This window comes from Roseococcus sp. SYP-B2431 (genome assembly GCF_004336745.1).
Taxonomy (GTDB): domain Bacteria; phylum Pseudomonadota; class Alphaproteobacteria; order Acetobacterales; family Acetobacteraceae; genus Roseococcus.
Map to the genome: position 1 here is coordinate 69750 of NZ_SJXD01000028.1, position 17694 is coordinate 87443.

General features: G+C 72.3%; 15 protein-coding genes. 10 read left to right on the top strand and 5 right to left on the bottom strand.

Annotation, left to right across the window (positions count from 1 at the left end):
* The first annotated feature begins 39 nt into the window (after positions 1-39).
* The 6 genes from EJV46_RS18665 to EJV46_RS18690 all read left to right on the top strand — a co-directional run bounded on the left by EJV46_RS18665 (position 40) and on the right by EJV46_RS18690 (position 6611).
* Complete coding sequence (locus EJV46_RS18665) at positions 40-1977, top strand: nucleoside-diphosphate sugar epimerase/dehydratase (RefSeq protein WP_240782647.1); 1938 nt, start codon at positions 40-42, stop codon at positions 1975-1977.
* 95 nt (positions 1978-2072) lie between these two features.
* Positions 2073-3227: a DegT/DnrJ/EryC1/StrS aminotransferase family protein gene (locus tag EJV46_RS18670; protein WP_131550225.1), complete on the top strand. Its 1155-nt coding sequence runs from the start codon at positions 2073-2075 to the stop codon at positions 3225-3227.
* 74 nt (positions 3228-3301) lie between these two features.
* Complete coding sequence (locus EJV46_RS18675) at positions 3302-4003, top strand: DUF1194 domain-containing protein (RefSeq protein WP_131550226.1); 702 nt, start codon at positions 3302-3304, stop codon at positions 4001-4003.
* Between the two features lie 47 nt (positions 4004-4050).
* Entirely contained in the window at positions 4051-4860 is an 810-nt protein-coding gene (locus tag EJV46_RS18680) for a hypothetical protein (protein ID WP_131550227.1), read from the top strand.
* A gap of 13 nt (positions 4861-4873) precedes the next feature.
* Positions 4874-5938 carry a hypothetical protein gene (locus tag EJV46_RS18685; RefSeq protein ID WP_131550228.1) on the top strand — a complete coding sequence of 355 codons (1065 nt, stop codon included), beginning with the start codon at positions 4874-4876 and terminating at the stop codon, positions 5936-5938.
* A gap of 76 nt (positions 5939-6014) precedes the next feature.
* Entirely contained in the window at positions 6015-6611 is a 597-nt protein-coding gene (locus EJV46_RS18690; protein ID WP_206020873.1) for a D-sedoheptulose 7-phosphate isomerase, read from the top strand.
* Between the two features lie 6 nt (positions 6612-6617).
* Here EJV46_RS18690 and EJV46_RS18695 read toward each other — a convergent pair whose 3' ends face one another.
* The 4 genes from EJV46_RS18695 to EJV46_RS18710 all read right to left on the bottom strand — a co-directional run bounded on the left by EJV46_RS18695 (position 6618) and on the right by EJV46_RS18710 (position 10218).
* Positions 6618-7031, bottom strand: coding sequence for a DUF3775 domain-containing protein (locus EJV46_RS18695; protein WP_240782648.1), 414 nt, complete (start codon positions 7029-7031; stop codon positions 6618-6620).
* A gap of 173 nt (positions 7032-7204) precedes the next feature.
* Positions 7205-8032, bottom strand: coding sequence for an aldo/keto reductase (locus EJV46_RS18700; protein WP_131550230.1), 828 nt, complete (start codon positions 8030-8032; stop codon positions 7205-7207).
* 171 nt (positions 8033-8203) lie between these two features.
* The gene (locus EJV46_RS18705) at positions 8204-9238 is read right to left on the bottom strand and encodes a WD40 repeat domain-containing protein (protein WP_131550231.1); all 1035 of its coding nucleotides are present in this window, start codon (positions 9236-9238) and stop codon (positions 8204-8206) included.
* On the bottom strand, positions 9238-10218 hold the full coding sequence (locus EJV46_RS18710) for a GTP-binding protein (protein ID WP_131550232.1): 981 nt from the start codon (positions 10216-10218) through the stop codon (positions 9238-9240). Before EJV46_RS18710 ends, EJV46_RS18705 begins: the two co-directional genes overlap by 1 nt.
* A gap of 102 nt (positions 10219-10320) precedes the next feature.
* On the opposite strand from EJV46_RS18710, the gene EJV46_RS18715 reads away from it, so the two are divergent.
* Entirely contained in the window at positions 10321-10782 is a 462-nt protein-coding gene (locus EJV46_RS18715; RefSeq protein WP_131550233.1) for an HXXEE domain-containing protein, read from the top strand.
* A gap of 151 nt (positions 10783-10933) precedes the next feature.
* Positions 10934-11122, top strand: a complete 189-nt coding sequence (locus tag EJV46_RS18720; RefSeq protein ID WP_131550234.1) for a hypothetical protein — start codon at positions 10934-10936, stop codon at positions 11120-11122.
* Between the two features lie 97 nt (positions 11123-11219).
* On the opposite strand, the gene EJV46_RS18725 is transcribed toward EJV46_RS18720, so the two are convergent.
* Entirely contained in the window at positions 11220-12542 is a 1323-nt protein-coding gene (locus EJV46_RS18725) for an aspartate aminotransferase family protein (RefSeq protein ID WP_131550235.1), read from the bottom strand.
* Between the two features lie 80 nt (positions 12543-12622).
* Between EJV46_RS18725 and EJV46_RS22930 the strand changes: the two genes are divergently transcribed.
* Both EJV46_RS22930 and EJV46_RS18730 read left to right on the top strand, forming a co-directional pair.
* Positions 12623-14014, top strand: a complete 1392-nt coding sequence (locus EJV46_RS22930) for a hypothetical protein (protein WP_165585610.1) — start codon at positions 12623-12625, stop codon at positions 14012-14014.
* Positions 14015-14159: 145 nt separating this feature from the next.
* Positions 14160-17690 (top strand): autotransporter outer membrane beta-barrel domain-containing protein, encoded by a 3531-nt coding sequence (locus EJV46_RS18730; RefSeq protein WP_165585611.1) that lies wholly within the window; start codon positions 14160-14162, stop codon positions 17688-17690.
* The last annotated feature ends 4 nt before the right edge of the window (positions 17691-17694 follow it).

Here is a 17694-nt window from a genome sequence, read left to right on the forward strand (position 1 = left end):
ATAACCCGCGCGATGCCCAGGGCCTCCTCGCGAATCCTGATGAACCTCTCGCTCGACGCGGCGCTCGCCGTCGTCGCGCTGCCGGTCGCGCTGCTCCTGGCGGGGCTGGGGAGCTGGCCGGAACCCGGCTGGTGGCGGCTCGGCATTCCGCTGGCGGCCCTGTCCATGCTGGCGCCCGCCTGGGCGCTGGGCCTGCCGCAGCAATACTGGCGCTATTCCGGCGTGCGGGACCTGCTGGCCGTGCTCGGCGCCGCAATCGGCGCGGCAGCGATCTTCACGGCGGCGCTGTGGCTGCTCGGCGCCTGGCACTCGCCCAACCTGGCCTTCCCGGCGCTGCACGCCATGGCGGTGACCGGGCTGCTCGGCATCCCGCGGCTCAACGCGCGCCTGCGGACCATCCGCCGCATCGCCGAGGAGGGCGATACCCAGCCGGTCCTCGTGGTGGGCGGCGTGGACCAGGCGGACCTCTTCATCCGCGCGCTGGAGCAGGAGCGGAAGCCCGCCTATCGCGTGCAGGGCATCCTGGCCCGGCGCTCGCGGCAGGTGGCGCGGCGCATCCAGGGGCACCCCATCCTCGGCACCATCGAGGAGACGGATGCGGTGCTGGAGAGCCTGCGCGCCGAGGGGCGGCTCCCTGCCCTGCTGGTGCTGGCCTCGCCCGACCTGAACGGCCCCATGCTGGAGGCGCTGCTGGACGCGGCCGACCATCATGGGGTGCCGATCCGCCGCGCGCCGCAGCCCACCATGCTCGGCCAGGCGGCGCGGCCGCAGGACGCGACGAAGATCAGCCTCCGCCCCGTCTCCATCGAGGAGCTGCTGGACCGCCCGCAGGTGCCGCTGGACCGCGAGGGCATGGCCCGGCTGGTCCAGGGCCGGCGCGTGCTGGTGACGGGCGCCGGAGGCACCATCGGCGGCGAGCTGGCGCGGCAGGTGGCTGCCCTCGGGCCCTCGGTGCTGACGCTGCTCGATCACGGCGAATACGTGCTCTACGAGATCGACCTGGAGCTGTCGGAGCGGCATCCGAACGTCGTCCGCCGCTCGGTGCTGGCCGATGTGCGCGACGAGGCGCGGATGCGCCGGCTGATGGAGGAGTTCCGGCCGGAGCTGGTCTTCCACGCCGCCGCGCTGAAGCACGTGCCGATGGTGGAGAACGACCCGCTGGAGGGCCTGCTCACCAACGCGCACGGCACGCGCATCGTGGCCGACACGGCGCGGGCGGCGGGCTGCTCGCTGATGGTCTTCATCTCGACCGACAAGGCGGTGAACCCGACCAGCGTGATGGGCGCGTCCAAGCGCATGGCCGAGATGTATTGCCAGGCGCTGGATCGCGAGGCGCGGCAGACCGGCCAGGGCATGCGCTGCATCACGGTGCGCTTCGGCAATGTGCTGGGCTCCACGGGCTCCGTCGTGCCGCTCTTCCGCCGGCAGCTGGAGCGCGGCGGGCCGCTGACCGTCACGCATCCCGACATGCGCCGCTACTTCATGACGGTGCGCGAGGCGGTGGGGCTGGTGCTGCAGGCGGCCGTGGTCGGCGCCGTGGACCGCGACGATGCGCCGCCGCCGCAGGCCGCGTCCGGCGCGGCCGACTTGAAGGATGCCTTGCGCGAGGGCGGCATCTTCGTGCTCGACATGGGCAGCCCGGTGAAGATCGTGGATCTCGCGCGGCGGATGATCCGGCTCGCGGGGCTGCGGCCGGACGAGGATGTGGAGATCCGCTTCACCGGCCTGCGCCCCGGCGAGAAGCTGTTCGAGGAGATGTTCCACGGGCAGGAGCCGCCGCGGCCGACGCAGTTCCCGGGCCTGCTGGTGGCGACGCCGCGCACGGCGGATGCGGCGCTGGTCGCGCGGGCGCTGGACGAGATCGCCACCGCCGCGCGCGGGGGGCACGGGCGGCTGGCGCTGGCGCAGCTCTCGCGGCTCGTGCCGGAATTCGATCACCAGGACGCGGCGACGGTGGGCCAGAAGGGCGGCGGCTGAAGCCCGGGCGCCCGACCGCGCCGGTAGCGTTTCGTCACACCAGTTGAATCGGCCGGGTCTTGATCCGTCCCGCCCCGCGGCGCACCAAGGCGCCCATGAACGACCAGACCCGCCCCATCGCGCTCTTCGACATGCAGGCCCAGCAGGCGCTGATCCGGCCCGAGCTGGACCGGCGCATCGCGCATGTCCTCTCCTCCGGCCGCTTCATCAACGGGCCCGAGGTCGCCGAGCTGGAGAAGCGGCTGGCGGATTTCGCCGGCTGCGGCCATGCCGTCGGCGTCTCCTCCGGCACGGACGCGCTGCAGATCGCCATGATGGCCGAGGGCATCGGCCGGGGCGACGCGGTCTTCCTGCCGGCCTTCACCTATACCGCCACCGCCGAGGTGCCGCTGGTGCTGGGCGCCACGCCCGTCTTCGTGGACGTCGACCCGGACACCTTCAACATCGACCTCGCCGACCTGGAGCGCCGCATCGGGCTGGTGCTGAAGGAGGGCAGGCTGAAGCCCCGCGCCATCGTCGGCGTGGACCTCTTCGGCCTACCGGCCGACTGGCCCGCGCTCAACGCCCTCGCGCAGAAGCACGGCATGGTCACGCTGGACGACGCCGCCCAGGCCTTCGGCGCCACGCTGCACGGCAAGGCGCTCGGCCGCCACGCCGACGTGACCACGCTCAGCTTCTATCCGACCAAGACGCTGGGCTGCTACGGCGACGGCGGCGCCATGCTGACCGAGAGCGCCGAGAAGGCCGAGCTCTACCGCTCGCTGCGGACCCATGGCGAGGGCGGCGGCCGCTACGAGGTGCTGCGCACCGGCATGAACGGGCGCCTCGACACGCTCCAGGCCGCCATCCTGCTGTGCAAGATGGATCTCTTCGCGCAGGAGCTGCAGGACCGCGCCAAGGTCGCCTCCTGGTACGCGGCCCGGCTGACCGGCAAGGTCGCCCTCCAGCGCATCTCCAACGAGGCGCAGAGCGCCTGGGGCCTTTACACGATCCGCCTTGCCGACGCCGAGCAGCGCGCCCGCGTGCAGGCATCGCTCAAGTCGGAGGGCATCCCCTTCGGCGTCTATTATCCCAAGCCGCTGCACCACCAGCCGGCCTACCGGGCCGCCCATGCCGCGGGCCTGGCCGCGGCGCCCGCGCTGGCCGTCAGCGAGGCGCTCTGCCACCAGGTGATGTCGCTGCCCATGCACCCCTACCTGACCGAGGGCGAGGTGGACCGGGTGGCCGAGGCGGTCGTCGGCGCTCTTTAGTGCAGCGCAACTAGGGATTGCATTGACGGCGTAATGAGCGGTTCCATGCGGACTCCCTCGTGGAGTCCGTCGCCATGCGCCGTCGCTCTCTCCTCGCCGCCACCGCCGCCGCGCCCGCCCTCTGGGCCGCCTCTCCCGCGCGGGCCGAGACCGAGCCGGTGGACGTGCTCCTGGTTCTCGCCGTGGATGTCAGCCGCTCGATCGACGAGGACGAGGCCCGGCTCCAGCGCGAGGGCTACCGCAGCGCGGTGAGCGACCCGCGCGTGGTGGAGGTGGTCCGCCGCGGCATGATCGGCGCCATCGGCCTCGCCTATGTCGAATGGGCGGGCTTCGAGTACCAGCGGCTGGTCATCCCCTGGACGCGCATCGCCGGCCAGGGCGACGCCGACGCCTGGTCCTCCGCGCTGGCCGAGGCGCCGCGCAACTCGCTCTCCTGGACCTCCATCTCGGGCGGCATCGACTTCGCCCGCCGCACCCTGGCCGAGGCGCCCTACGAGGCCACGCGCCGCGTCATCGACGTCTCGGGCGACGGGGTGAACAATTCCGGCCGCCCGGCGGAATCGGCGCGCGACGAGGCCGTGGCCGAGGGCATCGTCATCAACGGCCTGCCCATCGTGAACGACCGGCCGACCTTCGGCCGCATGCCCTCGATCCCGCTCGACCAGTATTTCCAGCAGCACGTCATCGGCGGCGACGGCGCCTTCCTGATCGTGGCCGAGGACTTCGAGTCCTTCGGCACGGCGGTGCGACGCAAGCTGATCCGCGAGATCGCATAGAAGGGCCGTGGATTGACGCTGCGGACGCCAGCGCGGAAAACATCCGCATGGAGCAGGCCCCCGTCGCGATCGTGGATGCCGAGGATGCCGGGCATCCGGCGGAGATCCGGGAGGCGGAATTCCGCCTGCTCGGCCAGCGCCGCACGCTGCGCGCCACGGGGCGGGAGCCCGCCTGGCCCCATCTGGCGCAAGGCCGGCCCGATCCGCGGACCGAGCGGCTGGCCCGCGTCGCCGCTGCCGCCTTCCCGGACGGGGGCGCCGGAAGGGTCCTGGTGGACGCCCATGCCGGAAGCGGCCTCGCGGCGATCGCGATGGGCACGGCCCTGCCCTATCACGCCTGGATCCTCGGCATCGAGCCGGAGCCCGACGCGGCCGGGCTGCTGCGCCACAACCTTGCCGCCAACGGGCTGCACGAGACCCGCTTCGCCGGGACCGCGCTGGGCGCCGAGGACCGGGTCGTGGCAGGGCGGGCCGACCTCTCCCGCCGCCGGCTCGACGGCGTGCTGGCCGAGCAGGGGCTGGACCGGCTCGATCTCCTGCGCCTCGCGGCGGCCGGCCACGAGACCGAGGCAATGCTCGGCGCCGTCCAGGCCATCCGCCGCGACCGGCCGATGGTCCTCGCCGAATTCGACCTCTGGACGCTGATGACGGCGGCCCGCGAGAACCCCCTGGCCGTGCTGGAGGAATGGCACGCCGCCTTCCCCCATCTCGTCGGCTTCGACGACGAGGGCGATCCCCTCCCCTTCGCCGCCGCCGCGGATCTGCCCTGGCTGCTGCATGCCGTGCTGGACCGGCGCGCCGGGGTGGACGACCTGGTGCTGTGCCACGACCTCGGCTGGCTGGAGCGCTGGGCGTGAGCGGAGACCCCTCATGACCGAAAGGCTGGAGCCCGCCACGGTCCGCTGGGCCTATCGCTTCCTGCTGGGCCGCGACCCGGAGAGCGACGCCGTGCTCGACGCCTGGTGCGGCGCGGGCAGCGTCGCGGGGCTGATGGACGGGATCCTGACCAGCCCGGAGATGGCCGGCCTCGCCTTGGCCGGCTTCCCGGAGCGCGGCTCCTGGATCGAGAGCCGGATGACGGACGAGGCGGCCCGGGCCGCGCTGATCCTGCGCGACGGCGCCGCGCCTGCGGACGACGCCGTCGAGGAGCTGCGGCTGCGCGCGCCGAGCCTGCGCGTGCTGCGGCAGGTGCTGCTGGCCAGCCCCCCCGTCGCGCACCGCCTGCCGCAGCCCGAGGGACCGCGCAGCCGGGTCCTGCGGCTGCCCGGCGGCGAGGTGGTGCTGACGGGCGACAGCCGCGAGCCGGAATTCCTGGCCGCCCCCGGCTTCGCGCCGCGCTGGGCCAGGCTGCTGCGCGCGGCCTGGGCCGATGGCGGCGAGGGCCGCGTGATCCTCGAGGACGGCGCGGGGATCGGCGTCGCCACGCTCGGGCTGGCCACGGGCGCGCCGGGCCATGCGGCGCTGGTCGCGCATGAGGATTCGCTGCGCAAGGCCGCGGCGCTGGCGGAGAACCTGGCCGGCAACGGGCTCTCGCGGGCCGCCTCGCGCGCCGTGCCGCTCGGTGAGATTCCGGCCGCCCTGGCCCGCGAGGGGCTGGGCCGGCTGGATGCGCTGCGCCTGGGCGGGCCCGGCGCCGCGCGGATGGCGGCCCAGATGGCGCCCTGGCTGCTGGAGCGCGGCACGCTGACGATCGTCAATTTCGACCTGACCGAGCTGGTGGCCGACCCGGCAGGGCCGCATGCGGCGCTCTCGGCCTGCGTCGCGGGCTTCCCGCATGCCGTGGGCTTCGACGCGGCGCACGAGCCGCGGGTGCTGCTCGACGGCGTCGCGCTCGACGCGGCCCTGCGCCGCGCGCTGCTGCGCCCGGACCGGCGCGACGAGATCCTCCTCTGCCCCGACCTCGACTGGCTGGAGCGCTACGCCGCCCTGCTCTGACCTCTCTCCTCTCCGACCCTGGCCTTTCGGCGGGATCGGGGCGATAGAGCCCGCGTCACCGGTGAGGATGCGCGGCATGGGCGAGACGAGGACGATCCTGGGGGCGGTGCGGGCCACGCAGGCGCTGATGGGCCGCATGGCCGCGGACCAGCCCATGATCGAGGCCGCGACCCGCGCGGCGGAACTCTGCATCGCCGCGCTCCGCGCGGGCCGGAAGGTGATGATCTGCGGCAATGGCGGCAGCGCCGCCGATGCCCAGCACTGGGCGGGCGAGCTGGTCAGCCGCTTCCACTACGACCGGCCGGGCCTGCCGGCCATCGCGCTCACGACGGACAGCTCCATCCTGACGGCCATCGGCAACGACTACGGCTACGAGCGCGTCTTCGCGCGGCAGGTGGAGGCGCTGGGCGTGGCGGGCGACGTGCTCCTGGGCCTCACCACCTCGGGGCGCTCGCCCAATGTCCTGGCCGCCATGCGGGCGGCGAGGGAGCGCGGCATCCTCGGCGTGGGGTTCACCGGCAACGGGCCGGGTGCGGCCGTGCTGGCGGAGCATTGCGACGTGACCGTGAGCGTGCCGAGCGCCTCGACCCCCGCAATCCAGGAGGGGCACGAGGTGCTCGGCCATGCGATCTGCGCGATGATCGAGGAAGCGATCTTCCCGCGCGGGGCCTGAGGGCCCTTACCGGTCCACTTCCTCGATGGCCAGGCCAAAGGCGCCCACGCCCTCGGAGAGCAGGTCGCCCAGGCCCTCCAGGCCGGAGAGATAGGCGCTGGCGTCGCCCTTCACGTTGCGCTCGGCGGCGAGCTTCAGCGCCTCCTGCCATTCCTCGGGCTCGTAGTCGCCGCGGCCGACCCAGGCGAGCGCGATGAGCGCCACCTGCTGCTCCTCGTTCAGCTCGTCGATGTAGTCGGTGAGCATCTCCTCGGAGATCTCCTCGTCCTCGTCGTCGTCGAGCTCCTCGTCGTCGTCGTCGTCGCCGAGCTTGGCCTCCCCGGCCTCCTGCACCGCATGGGCGAGGTCGACGACCGTGGCGACGACCTCCAGGCTGATGCCGAGATCGACATCTTCGCCGTCATCGTCCGGTTCTGCCATATCTTCGCCTTTCCTCGTCTCGGCCCGCATCCTTGTACGAGGGGGCCACGGCACCTCGCGCAAACGCGGAATGCCGGGGGTCGTTGCGGGCCGCAAGGGGCCGGCGGCCGGATTTCTTCATCCGGCCCGGCGGGCGGAGTTTGATCCGGGACGCCGGGCCGCAGCAAGCCTGATCAGCGGTCCCAGGCCGGGGCGAAGGCCGGGTTCACGTAGCGCCTGTCCTTGGGCATCGCGCCGATCGCCGCCAGATCCGTTTCGCTGAGCCGCAGCTTCGCCGCGCCCAGATTCTCCCTCTGGCGCTCGATGCCGCGCGCCTTGGGAATCGCCGCGACGAGGTTCTTGGAGAGCAGCCAGGCCAGGGCCACCTGCCCCGGCGTCGCGTCATGCTCCTCGGCGATGCGCCGCATCTCCGGATGATCCAGCACCTCGCCCTTGCCCAGCGGCGTGTAGCTGGTGAGCACGATGCCCCCGGGCTGCGTGATGTCGAGCAGCTTCTGCTGGTCCAGCATCACATGCTGCTCCACCTGGTTGCAGGCGATGGGCACGATGTCCAGCGCCAGCGCCTGCTTCAGCAGGGCGGTCGGGAAGTTCGCCACGCCCACGGCGCGGGCCAACCCCTCCTCGCGGATCTTCGCCATCGCGGTGAGCACGGAGGGCAGGTCGAGCTCGGGCGAGGGCCAATGGATCAGCAGCAGATTCACATAGGATTGCCTGAGCCGGGACAGGCATCCCTCGAACGCCGCGCGGAAGGCCGGGCCATCGGGCTTGTCCCACCAGACCTTGGTGGTGAGGAAGATCTCGCCGCGCGGCACATGGGTCCGCGCGAGGGCGGCGCCCACCGCGTCCTCGTTGCCGTACATCTCGGCCGTGTCGATGTGGCGGTAGCCCATGGCGAGGGCGCTGCAGACCGCCTCCTCGCAATCGGCGCCCTTCATGGGCCAGGTGCCGAGGCCGAGGGCCGGCATGGCCATGTGCTTGGTGGTGAGGATGGGGACGTTCATCCGGCGGGCCTGCTTTCCAAGGTTTGCTGGAGAGCAAGCCCATCCGGACGCCACGTCAACCTCCGGGCGCGTTCACTTAGAGCCTTCTCCGTTCGCAAGGGCTCACTGCAAAGGCTCTAGCTTGTTGTTTAAGCGCATGATTCACGCCTCCGGTGATTCCACCTACGGCGATCATGCTCTAGCCGAGAGGTCCAGGACTCCCGAAAAACCCTTCTCGGTGCCGAAGGCCAGCAGCGTGCCGTTGGCGTTCCAGGCCAGCGCCGAGATCCCGCCCTCGCCCGGCGGGGCGACGGGGACGATGCGGCCGCTGTTGATGTCCGAGAGCAGGACCAGCCCGTCCTCGAAGCCGGCCGCCACCATCTCGTGCTGCGGATGGCAGGCGACGCGGGTGCACATCACGCCGTCGCCGCCGGCCAGCTCGGTGGGCGCCTTGCCCATGGGGCCGCCGCCGAAGAAGGGCCAGAGCACGACCGATTCCGCGCCGCTCGTCGCCAGCCATTTTCCCTTGGAGGTGAAGGAGATGCTGTGCGTCTTGGAGGGGTAGCCCGACATGCGCATGTGCTGCCCATCGGCCAGGCGCCAGCCGTGCAGCGCCATCTCCTGCATCGCGGTCACGACATGCGAGCCGTCCGGATGGATGGCGATGGCGGCGTGGCTGCCCTTCCAGTCGAGCACGCGCGGCCGGTCCTCCTTGGCGCCGACGAACCAGAGCGAGGCGCCGTTGTAGTGGCTCGCCGCGATGCGCTTGCCCTTGGTGTCGAAGGCGATGCCGCCGACCGTAGAGGGATGCGCCAGCGACTTTTGCACGTTGCCCTTGGCGTCGATGACATGCACGGCCTTGGACACGCCGGCCGCGCGGATGCCGCTCTCGTGGGAGGCGACATGCTCGATCCACTTGCTGCCGAATTTCTGCAGCTCCGTGACGGTGCCGTCCGGGGCGATGCGCATCACGCGGCCGTCGTCGCCGCCCGTCAGCGCGCCGTCCTTGCCGTCGGCGCAGAGCGAGAGGACCGCGCCCTTATGGGCCTCGACGCTGGTCCAGTCCGCGCCCCTGGCGGCGAGGTCCACCACATGCACGCTGCCGTCGCCCAGGCCGAAATGCAGGCTGCGGCCCTCGCGCCCGAAGGCCGCGCCGATGACCCAGGCGCCGAGCTGGCGGGAGAGGCCGCGCTCGGCCAGCAGGTATTCGATATCGGTGTCCGACATCAGGAGGCGGCGTCCACCTGGCAGGCCTCGAAGCCGCGCCGCAGCTGCGGGCGGTTGAGGTCGCGGCCGATGAAGACGATCTTCGACTTGCGCGGATCGCCCTCCTTCCAGGGGCCGATATAGTCGCCGTCGGCGATCATGTGCACGGCCTGGAAGGCGAAGCGGCGGTCCTCGCCGGGATAGGCGAGGATGCCCTTGGTGCGCAGCAGGTCCTGCCCCTTGGCGGCCAGCAGGTCGGTCATCCAGGTGTTGAACTTCTCCGGGTCGATGGGGCGCGACACCTCGAAGGAGATCGAGTTGATGTCGCTGTCGTGCTCGTGGTCGTCGTCGCCGGACAGGAAGTCGGGCTCGCGGGCCAGGATGCGGTCGAGGTTGAAGGCGTCGCGGCCGATGACGCTGTCGATCGGCGCGTCGGATTTCGTGCTGCGGATCAGCTCGACCATGGGGTTGATGGCGCGGATGCGGCGTTCGACCTCGACGGCCTCCGCCTCGCTCACCAGGTCCATCTTGTTGAGCAGGATGAGGTCGGCGAAGGCGATCTGCTCCTCGGCCTCCTTGGTGTCGTCCAGGCGGGCCAGCAGGTGCTTGGCGTCGACCACGGTGACGATGGCGTCGAGCTTGGTGGCGCGCTTCACATCCTCGTCCACGAAGAAGGTCTGGGCCACGGGGGCCGGGTCGGCGAGGCCGGTGGTCTCGACGATGATGCCGTCGAACTTCTCGCGGCGCTTCATCAGGCCCGAGAGGATGCGGATCAGATCCCCGCGCACGGTGCAGCAGATGCAGCCGTTGTTCATCTCGAAGACCTCCTCGTCGGCATCGACGACGAGGTCGTTGTCCACGCCGAGCTCGCCGAACTCGTTGATCACGACGGCGAATTTCTTGCCGTGGTTCTCGGTGAGGATGCGGTTGAGCAGCGTGGTCTTGCCCGCGCCGAGATAGCCGGTCAGGACGGTGACGGGGACGGGCGCGGTGTCGCTCATCTGGTGGAACTCCGAAAAGGCTTCGCGCGCAATATGGTGCAGGGGCGCGAAAGGGCAAAGTGCCGCTTGGCCAGGGCTGCGGGGGGCGCATAGCCTGGGGCCATGACCCTCCAGGACCTGCTCTGGCTTTCGACGGCCGCCTATGCCGCCCATGTCATCGAGGAATTCACCCTCGACTGGCGGGGCTGGGCGCAGAACGTGCTCGGGCTGCCGGCGGAATGGCCGAATTTCTACGTTGTGAACGCCGTCGTCGCGGTGCTGGGGGCGGCGGCGGCGATGGTGGCGCCGAACCTGCCCGCGGTGGCGCTGGCCTTTCCGGCGCTGATGCTGATCAACGCGACCTTCTTCCACGTCCTGCCGGCGATCCGCTTCGGCGGGCGCTTCTCGCCGGGGCTGATCTCGGCGGTGCTGCTGTTCTACCCGCTGGGGATTGCCTGCTACGCGGTGGCGGAGGTGGGCTGGGGCGCCTTGGCGCTCTCGGTGGCGATCGGGGCGGGGCTGATGGCCTGGCCGGTGGCGCTGCTGATGGTCAAGGACAGGCCCTATTTCCGGCAGGACCGCTGAGCCACCGGAGGGCGATCTCGGCGCCCTGCTCGACCTGGATGACCAGGGCCGAAAGATGCGCCGGTCATGACCGGAATTCCGGTCCGAATGTCCCCGGCTTCAACGATTCCGCGCGCCACGGGTTGAACAGGCTCCATCAGAGGAGGCCGCCATGACCAAAGGAAAATCCATTCCCGGCAGTTCGAAGAAGGGCGACATCGACACCCGGAGCACCGACGCGAACGGCAAGCAGGCCGACGAGGTGAAGCCGCACAGCGAGAGGGCCGGCGAGACACCCTCGAAGAAGTCGCCCCGCCAGGGCGAGGTCGGCGGGGCCCTGAAGGACCAGGTCGGCCACTGACGCCAGCGGCGCCTTCGGTCGGTTTGGACGGTCCGGCTCGGGCGAACCGGACCGCGTCTCAGGCCCCAGTCTCAGGCCCCAGTCTCAGGCCCCAGTCTCAGGCGGCTTCCTTGTGGATCGCATCCGCCAGGGTGGTGAAGATGCGGTCCACATGGCTCTTCTCGACGATGAGCGGCGGGCTGAGGGCGATGATGTCGCCTGTCACGCGCACCAGCAGCCCGTCGTCGAAGCACCGGCGGAAGACCTGCGTGGCGCGGTCGCCCGGCCTGCCCTCGCGCGACTTCAGCTCGATGCCCGCGATCAGGCCGTAGTTGCGGATGTCGATCACGTTGGGCGCGGACTTCATGGCGTGGGAGGCCTGCTCCCAGTACGGCTCGATGGACTTCACCCGGCCCGGCAGGTCCTCGCGGACATGGATGTCGATGGCCGCGATGGCGGCGGCGGCCGCCAGCGGATGGCCCGAATAGGTGTAGCCGTGGAAGAACTCGATGCCCGCTTCCGTGCCCTTCACGATGGTGTCGTAGATATGCTCGTTGATCGCGACCGCGCCCATGGGCACCGCGGCGTTGGTGAGGCCCTTCGCCATGGTCATGATGTCCGGCATCACGCCCAGGCGCTCGGCGCCGAAGGGGGTGCCGATGCGGCCGAAGCCGGTGATGACCTCGTCGTAGATCAGCAGGATGCCGTGCTTGGTGCAGAGCTCGCGCAGGCGCTCGAGATAGCCGGCGGGCGGCACCAGCACGCCCGTCGAGCCGGCGACCGGCTCCACCATCACCGCGGCGATGGTGTCGCCATGCAGGCTCACCAGCCGCTCCAGCTCGTCGGCGAGGTAGGCGCCCTTGGCGGGCTGGCCCTTGGAGAAGTCGTTCTGGCCCGGGAGATGCGTGCTCGGCAGGTGGTCCACATAGGGGAGCATGGCGCCGAACTGCTTGCGGTTGCCGCCGATGCCGCCAACCGACATGCCGCCGAAGCCCACGCCGTGATAGCCGCGCTCGCGCCCCACGAGGCGGACGCGCTGGGCCTGGCCGCGCGCGCGCTGATAGGCGAGCGCGATCTTCAGCGCCGTGTCGGCGCTCTCGGAGCCGGAATTGGTGAAGAAGACGCGGTCCAGCCCGCCCGGCGTCAGGTCGGCGACGCGGGCCGCGGCCTCGAAGGCCAGCGGATGGCCGAGCTGGAAGGTGGGCGCGAAGTCGAGGATGGCGGCCTGCTTCTGGATGGCCTCGGTGATCTCGCGGCGGCCATGGCCGGCATTGCTGCACCAGAGGCCGGCCGTGCCGTCCAGGATCTCGCGGCCCTCGGGGGTGTAGTAGCTCATGCCCTCGGCGCGCGCGAGCATGCGCGGGTGGGACTTGAAGTACTTGTTGTCCGAGAAGGGCATGAAGAAGGCGTCCATGTTGTTCGGACGCGAGATCTCGTTCATCGGCGGGGTCCTGATCGTGTGGGCGGGAGCTTAGACCCGCAAGGCCGGGCCGTCCAAGGCCAGGGGGGAGGGTTGCGGGCATGACGACCGAGGCGCCGGAAGGCAAGGACAGGACCGCCCCGCGGCGCGCGCCCCGGCGGGCCGCGCTGGGCCTCGCGGCCTGGGGGGCCCTCGCCGGGGGGCCGGCGGCCGCGCAGGGCTGGAACCTGTACGAGGGCGGGCGGAGCGTCTTCGTCCCCTTCCACAATGCCGGCAGCAACCAGGACCTGGAGGCCTCGCCCTCGCTGGCGCTGTCCTTCCCGGGCTTCACGCCGGCCATCGCGGCTTTCACGATGGACACCGGCTCCACGGGCATCATCGCCTCGCCCGACAATTTCCAGCCCGGCCCCGGGGCGGTGGCGGTCGAGCCGGGAACCCTGACCTACAGCAGCTCCGGCCGCCGCAACCACGGCACCTGGTGGCGCAGCCAGGTCGAGATCCGCGGCCCCGATGGCGAGGTGATGGCCGTCGCGCAGGTGCCCGTGCTCCAGGTGACCCGCATCACCTGCCTGCCGCGGGCCCGCGACTGCGAGCCGAGCGAAAGCCCCACCCGCGTCGCCATGATGGGCGTGGGCTTCGCCCGCGAGGCCGACCACCAGCCGCAGGGCACGCCCGACCGGAACCCGCTCATCAACCTCCGCCGCCTCCGGGTGGAGGGCCGCCTGCAGGAGCTGCCCGCGGCCTGGCATGCCGGCTATGCCGTGAGCCGCGACGGCGTCGCGCTCGGCCTCTCGCCCGAGCGGACGGAAGGCGCGGCCTTCGTGAAGCTCCTCCCCGATCCCGCCCTTCCGGGCGAATGGCAGGCGCCGCCGGGCGAGCTGGCCATCGGCGGCGTCGCCGGACAGGGCAGCGCGCTGGTGGACACCGGCGTGAGCTCGATGTTCCTCCAGCCCCCGCCCGGCACGCCCCTCGCGCCCGCGCAGCCCGTGCCCGAGGGAACGACGATCGGCCTGACCCTGCCCGGCGGCGGCGCCGCCTTCCTGCGCTACGGCTTCACCCTGCGGCACGGCCCGGGCGACCGCCTCGCGCGGGACACGCCGCTGACGCCGGCGCGCGTGACGGTGGCGCATGGCAACGCGGTCTTCGTGAACACCGGGCGCTTCTTCCTGAACGCCTTCGAGGTGATCTTCGATCCGGCGAACGGCTTCGTCGGCTACCGCCCGGCGCGCGGCTCCGCGGCGGGCCAGGTCGTCCCGGGCCTGGCGCTGCGGGGGCCCGTGACGCTGCCCGACGGCTTCCGGTCCAGCCTGCCCGTCACGCTGCTGGACGAGACCCGGCTGGCGAGCTCCGGCCATGTCGAGCTGGGGGGCGGCGTCTCGGGGCCGGGGCGGCTGGTCCTGGCGGGCGGCGGCACCTTCCGGCTCTCCGGCGAGGCCCGCCATGCCGGTGGAACGGTGCTGGAGAGCGGAACCCGCCTCTCGCCTGGCCGCTGACGCCGCCCGCGACGGGCATCCTTCCCCGTTCCGGCACCTGTTGCGATGCTGCAACTTCCGGGAAAATTCCTGCAATCCCAGGTTGCAGAACTTCCGCACAGGTCATCAGATTTGCGCTGAATTCAATCGCGAGATCCGGACTTCCATGCCTCGTCGCCGCGCCGCCCGTCCCGCCGCCCCGACCGTTTCCCGCAAGACCGCCACCGCCGCCTTCGCCATCGGCCTGCTGGCCTGCCAGGCGCCGCCCGGATGGGCCCAGGGCTGGAGCCTCTATGACGGCGGGCAGAGCGCCTTCGTGTCCTTCCACAACGCCGCCACCAACACGCATCTGAACTTCTCGCCGTCGATCATGCTCGACTTCGCCGGCTTCACTCCCTCCGCGGCCGCCTTCACCATGGACACCGGCTCGACCGGGATCGTGGCCTCGCCGGAGAACTTCACCCCGGGGCCGGGCGCCATCAACATGGGCGCCGGCGAGCTGACCTACAGCAGCAGCGGCCAGCGCAACCTGGGCACCTGGTGGCTGACCGACGTGTCCATCAAGGGGGCCGACGGCACCGTGGTCGCGATCGCGCGGGTCCCGGTGCTGCAGGTGACCGAGATCAGGTGCGTCCCGGGCGCGCGCCACTGCACGGCCACGACGAGCCCGACGGGCGTTGCCATGATGGGGGTGGGCTTCGGTCGCGAGGCCGATCACCAGCCCCAGAGCACGCCGGACAAGAACCCGCTCCTCAACCTGACCCATGCGACGGTGGGCGGAAGCCTGCAGAGCCTGCCTTCCGGCTGGCACAACGGCTATATCGTCAGCCGCGGCGGCGTGACGCTCGGCCTGAGCGCCGCCGAGACCGCCGGCGCCGCCTTCGTGAAGCTGCTGCCGGCCGCCACCTATGCGCACGAATGGCAGGCGGCCCCGGGCGCGGTGAGCGTCAACGGCGTCACCGGGCAGGGAACCGCGCTGGTGGATACCGGCATCGGCGGCATGTTCCTCCACGCGCTTCCCGGCACCGGGCTCGTGCCCTCGCAGGCGGTGGCCGACGGCACGGTGGTCGGCATCACGCTGCCCGGCGGGGCGGCGGATTTCCTGAGCTACAGCTTCACCGTGCAGAACGGGGCCGGCGGCGACCTGGTGCAGAACACGCCGCTGACGCCCCAGAACATCACGGTCTCCGGCGGCTCCAACGCCTTCGTGAACACCGGCCGGCACTTCCTCAACAGCTTCGACGTGATCTTCGACGCGGGGAACGGCTTCATCGGCTACCGGCTGGCGCCCGCCGCCGCCGCCGGGCGCGTCGCGGCGGGGCTGGCGCTGCAGGGCAACGTGGCGCTGCCGGCCACCTTCTTCTCCAGCCTGCCGAGCGTCCTGCTGGCCGATACCACGCTGCAAAGCGCGGGCACGGCGGGCTTCACCGGCGGCATCAACGGCCATGCCGCGCTGACGCTGGCCGGCGGCGGCACCTTCAACCTCGCCGGCCCCGGCGGCTACACCGGCGGCACCACGGTGACCGGGGGCACCACGCTCTCGATCGTGACCGGGCGGGAGCTCGGCACCGGCGCGCTGACCCTGGCCGGCGGCATCCTGGGCGCGAGCACGGCCGGCAGCGGCTTCAACCTGGCGCTCCCGGTCGTGCTCGGCCAGGGGGGCGGCGCCATCTCGGGGAATGGGCAGGCGTCGATGCTCTCCGGCGTCATCTCGGGCAGCGGCGCGCTGACGGTCGGGGGCGGCGGCACCGTGACGCTGACCGGCGCCAATACCCATTCGGGCGGCACGCTGGTCGGGGCGGGAACGGTCCTGGCCGTCAATGCCGATGCGGCCCTGGGCGCGGCGACGGCGGGGCTGACCCTCTCCGGCGGCACGCTGCGGGCGCTGGGCAACATCACCTCGCAGCGGCCGGTGACCGTGGCCGCGGCGGGCGGCACCTTCGACACGGGCGCGGGCTTCGTCATCCAGCTGAACGGGCCCACCAGCTTCCTGGGGCCCGTCGCGCATGTCGGCGCGGGCAGGTTCCAGCTGGCCGGGGACACGACCAGCAGCCAGATCGTGGTCGCGGCCTCCGGCACGCTCTCGGTGAACGGCACGCTGACCGCTCCGGCGCTGGCCATCGGCTCGGGCGCCACGCTGGCGGGCAACGGCGTCGTGAACGCGCCGACGGCGGTGGCGGGCACGATCGCGCCCGGCAGCTCGCCCGGCACGCTCACCTTCACCGCGCCGGTGGTGATGCTGCCCGGCGCGGCCCTGGCCATCGAGGTGGACGGGCCGGGCACCGGGACCGGCGCCGGGAATCACGACCGGGTGGTGGTCACGGGGGTGGGGAACAGCTTCACCGCCGCCGGCCAGATCGTGCCGCAGCTGCGCGGCATCCCGGGCTCCGCCACCAATGCCTTCACGCCGGCCTTCGGCCAGGCCTTCACCATCGTGCAGGCCGATGGCGGCGTGCTCGGCTCCTTCTCGGGCATCGCGCAGCCCGCCTCCGGCCTGCCCGCCAACGCGCGCTTCGACGCCCTCTACGGCACGAATGCCGTGGCCCTGGTGACGACGCCGGCCCGCTACGCCGCGCTGGGCGGGACGGCCAATGCCGCCGCCGCCGGCGCGGGGCTCGACGCCTTCCGGCCGGCCGCAGGACCGCGCCTGGCGGGCGAGGTCGGCGAGGTCTTCAACACCCTGTACCAGATGTCCGCGGGCCAGCTCGGCACCGCGCTCGACCAGCTCTCCGGCTCGGCCTACGGCGACGGGCTGACCGGGCGGATGGAGTCGCGGCGGCTCTTCTCCGGCGCCATCGCCGGGCAGCTGGCCGCCGGGCGCGGCGGCCTCGCCGACCGGCAATCGACCAGCGTGTCCGGCGGCGAGCGCACCGCCTGGATCCAGGCGCTGGGCCAGCCCATGCTGCGGCTGGGCGGGGACGGCCATGCGAGCGGCTTCAGCGGCTCCATGGGCGGCGTCGCGGCCGGCATGGACATGCGGCTGGGCGCGAGCTGGCGGCTGGGCGCGGCCATCGGCTTCACCTCCGGCACGCTGACGCCCCGCGCGGGCGGGCGGATCGACTCCGACGCGGTGCATTTCGCGATCTATGGCGGCTGGTCCGACGCCTCCGGCCTCTTCGCCGAGGCGGATGTCGGCGGCGGCTGGGCGCATGACCGCACCCGCCGGAATCTCGCCAGCTTCGGCCGCAGCGCCCTGGGCTCGGCGGATGGCGGCGCCGTGGGCGGCGGGCTGCGGGCCGGCCTCCGCTTCGAGCGGCGGGGCTGGGCGCTGGAGCCGAGCCTGGCCCTCCGCGCCGAGCGCGTGGATCGCGGCGCGCTGGCCGAGACGGGGGCGGGCTCGCTCGGGCTGAACGTGCGGAGCGGCGCGCTGGACAGCGTCCGCAGCAGCCTGGGCGTCACCGCGCAGCGGCGCTTCGCCACGGCCTGGGACGGCGTGAGCCTGACGCCGGTCTTCCGCCTCGCCTGGGCGCATGAGCTGGCCGACGGGGCCGCGCTGACCAACGCGGCCTTCCAGGGCGCGCCGGGCGCGGGGTTCCGCGTGCGCTCGGCCCGTCCGGGGCGCGACGCGGCGGTGCTGGGCGCCGGGCTCACGCTCGGCCTGCGCGGCGGCGTCTCGGTCTTCGCGGACTACGCGGCCGACCTGCGCGAGAACCTGACCTCCCAGGCGGTCACGGCCGGGCTGCGGATGAGCTTCTGAGTCG

Excerpts from the sequence above, each read along its gene's own strand:
- EJV46_RS18665 (WP_240782647.1), top strand. The coding sequence starts at position 40 with ATGAACCTCTCGCTCGACGCGGCGCTCGCCGTCGTCGCGCTGCCGGTC.
- EJV46_RS18670 (WP_131550225.1), top strand. The coding sequence starts at position 2,073 with ATGAACGACCAGACCCGCCCCATCGCGCTCTTCGACATGCAGGCCCAG.
- EJV46_RS18675 (WP_131550226.1), top strand. The coding sequence starts at position 3,302 with ATGCGCCGTCGCTCTCTCCTCGCCGCCACCGCCGCCGCGCCCGCCCTC.
- EJV46_RS18680 (WP_131550227.1), top strand. The coding sequence starts at position 4,051 with ATGGAGCAGGCCCCCGTCGCGATCGTGGATGCCGAGGATGCCGGGCAT.
- EJV46_RS18685 (WP_131550228.1), top strand. The coding sequence starts at position 4,874 with ATGACCGAAAGGCTGGAGCCCGCCACGGTCCGCTGGGCCTATCGCTTC.
- EJV46_RS18690 (WP_206020873.1), top strand. The coding sequence starts at position 6,015 with ATGGGCGAGACGAGGACGATCCTGGGGGCGGTGCGGGCCACGCAGGCG.
- EJV46_RS18695 (WP_240782648.1), bottom strand. The coding sequence starts at position 7,031 with ATGGCAGAACCGGACGATGACGGCGAAGATGTCGATCTCGGCATCAGC.
- EJV46_RS18700 (WP_131550230.1), bottom strand. The coding sequence starts at position 8,032 with ATGAACGTCCCCATCCTCACCACCAAGCACATGGCCATGCCGGCCCTC.
- EJV46_RS18705 (WP_131550231.1), bottom strand. The coding sequence starts at position 9,238 with ATGTCGGACACCGATATCGAATACCTGCTGGCCGAGCGCGGCCTCTCC.
- EJV46_RS18710 (WP_131550232.1), bottom strand. The coding sequence starts at position 10,218 with ATGAGCGACACCGCGCCCGTCCCCGTCACCGTCCTGACCGGCTATCTC.
- EJV46_RS18715 (WP_131550233.1), top strand. The coding sequence starts at position 10,321 with ATGACCCTCCAGGACCTGCTCTGGCTTTCGACGGCCGCCTATGCCGCC.
- EJV46_RS18720 (WP_131550234.1), top strand. The coding sequence starts at position 10,934 with ATGACCAAAGGAAAATCCATTCCCGGCAGTTCGAAGAAGGGCGACATC.
- EJV46_RS18725 (WP_131550235.1), bottom strand. The coding sequence starts at position 12,542 with ATGAACGAGATCTCGCGTCCGAACAACATGGACGCCTTCTTCATGCCC.
- EJV46_RS22930 (WP_165585610.1), top strand. The coding sequence starts at position 12,623 with ATGACGACCGAGGCGCCGGAAGGCAAGGACAGGACCGCCCCGCGGCGC.
- EJV46_RS18730 (WP_165585611.1), top strand. The coding sequence starts at position 14,160 with ATGCCTCGTCGCCGCGCCGCCCGTCCCGCCGCCCCGACCGTTTCCCGC.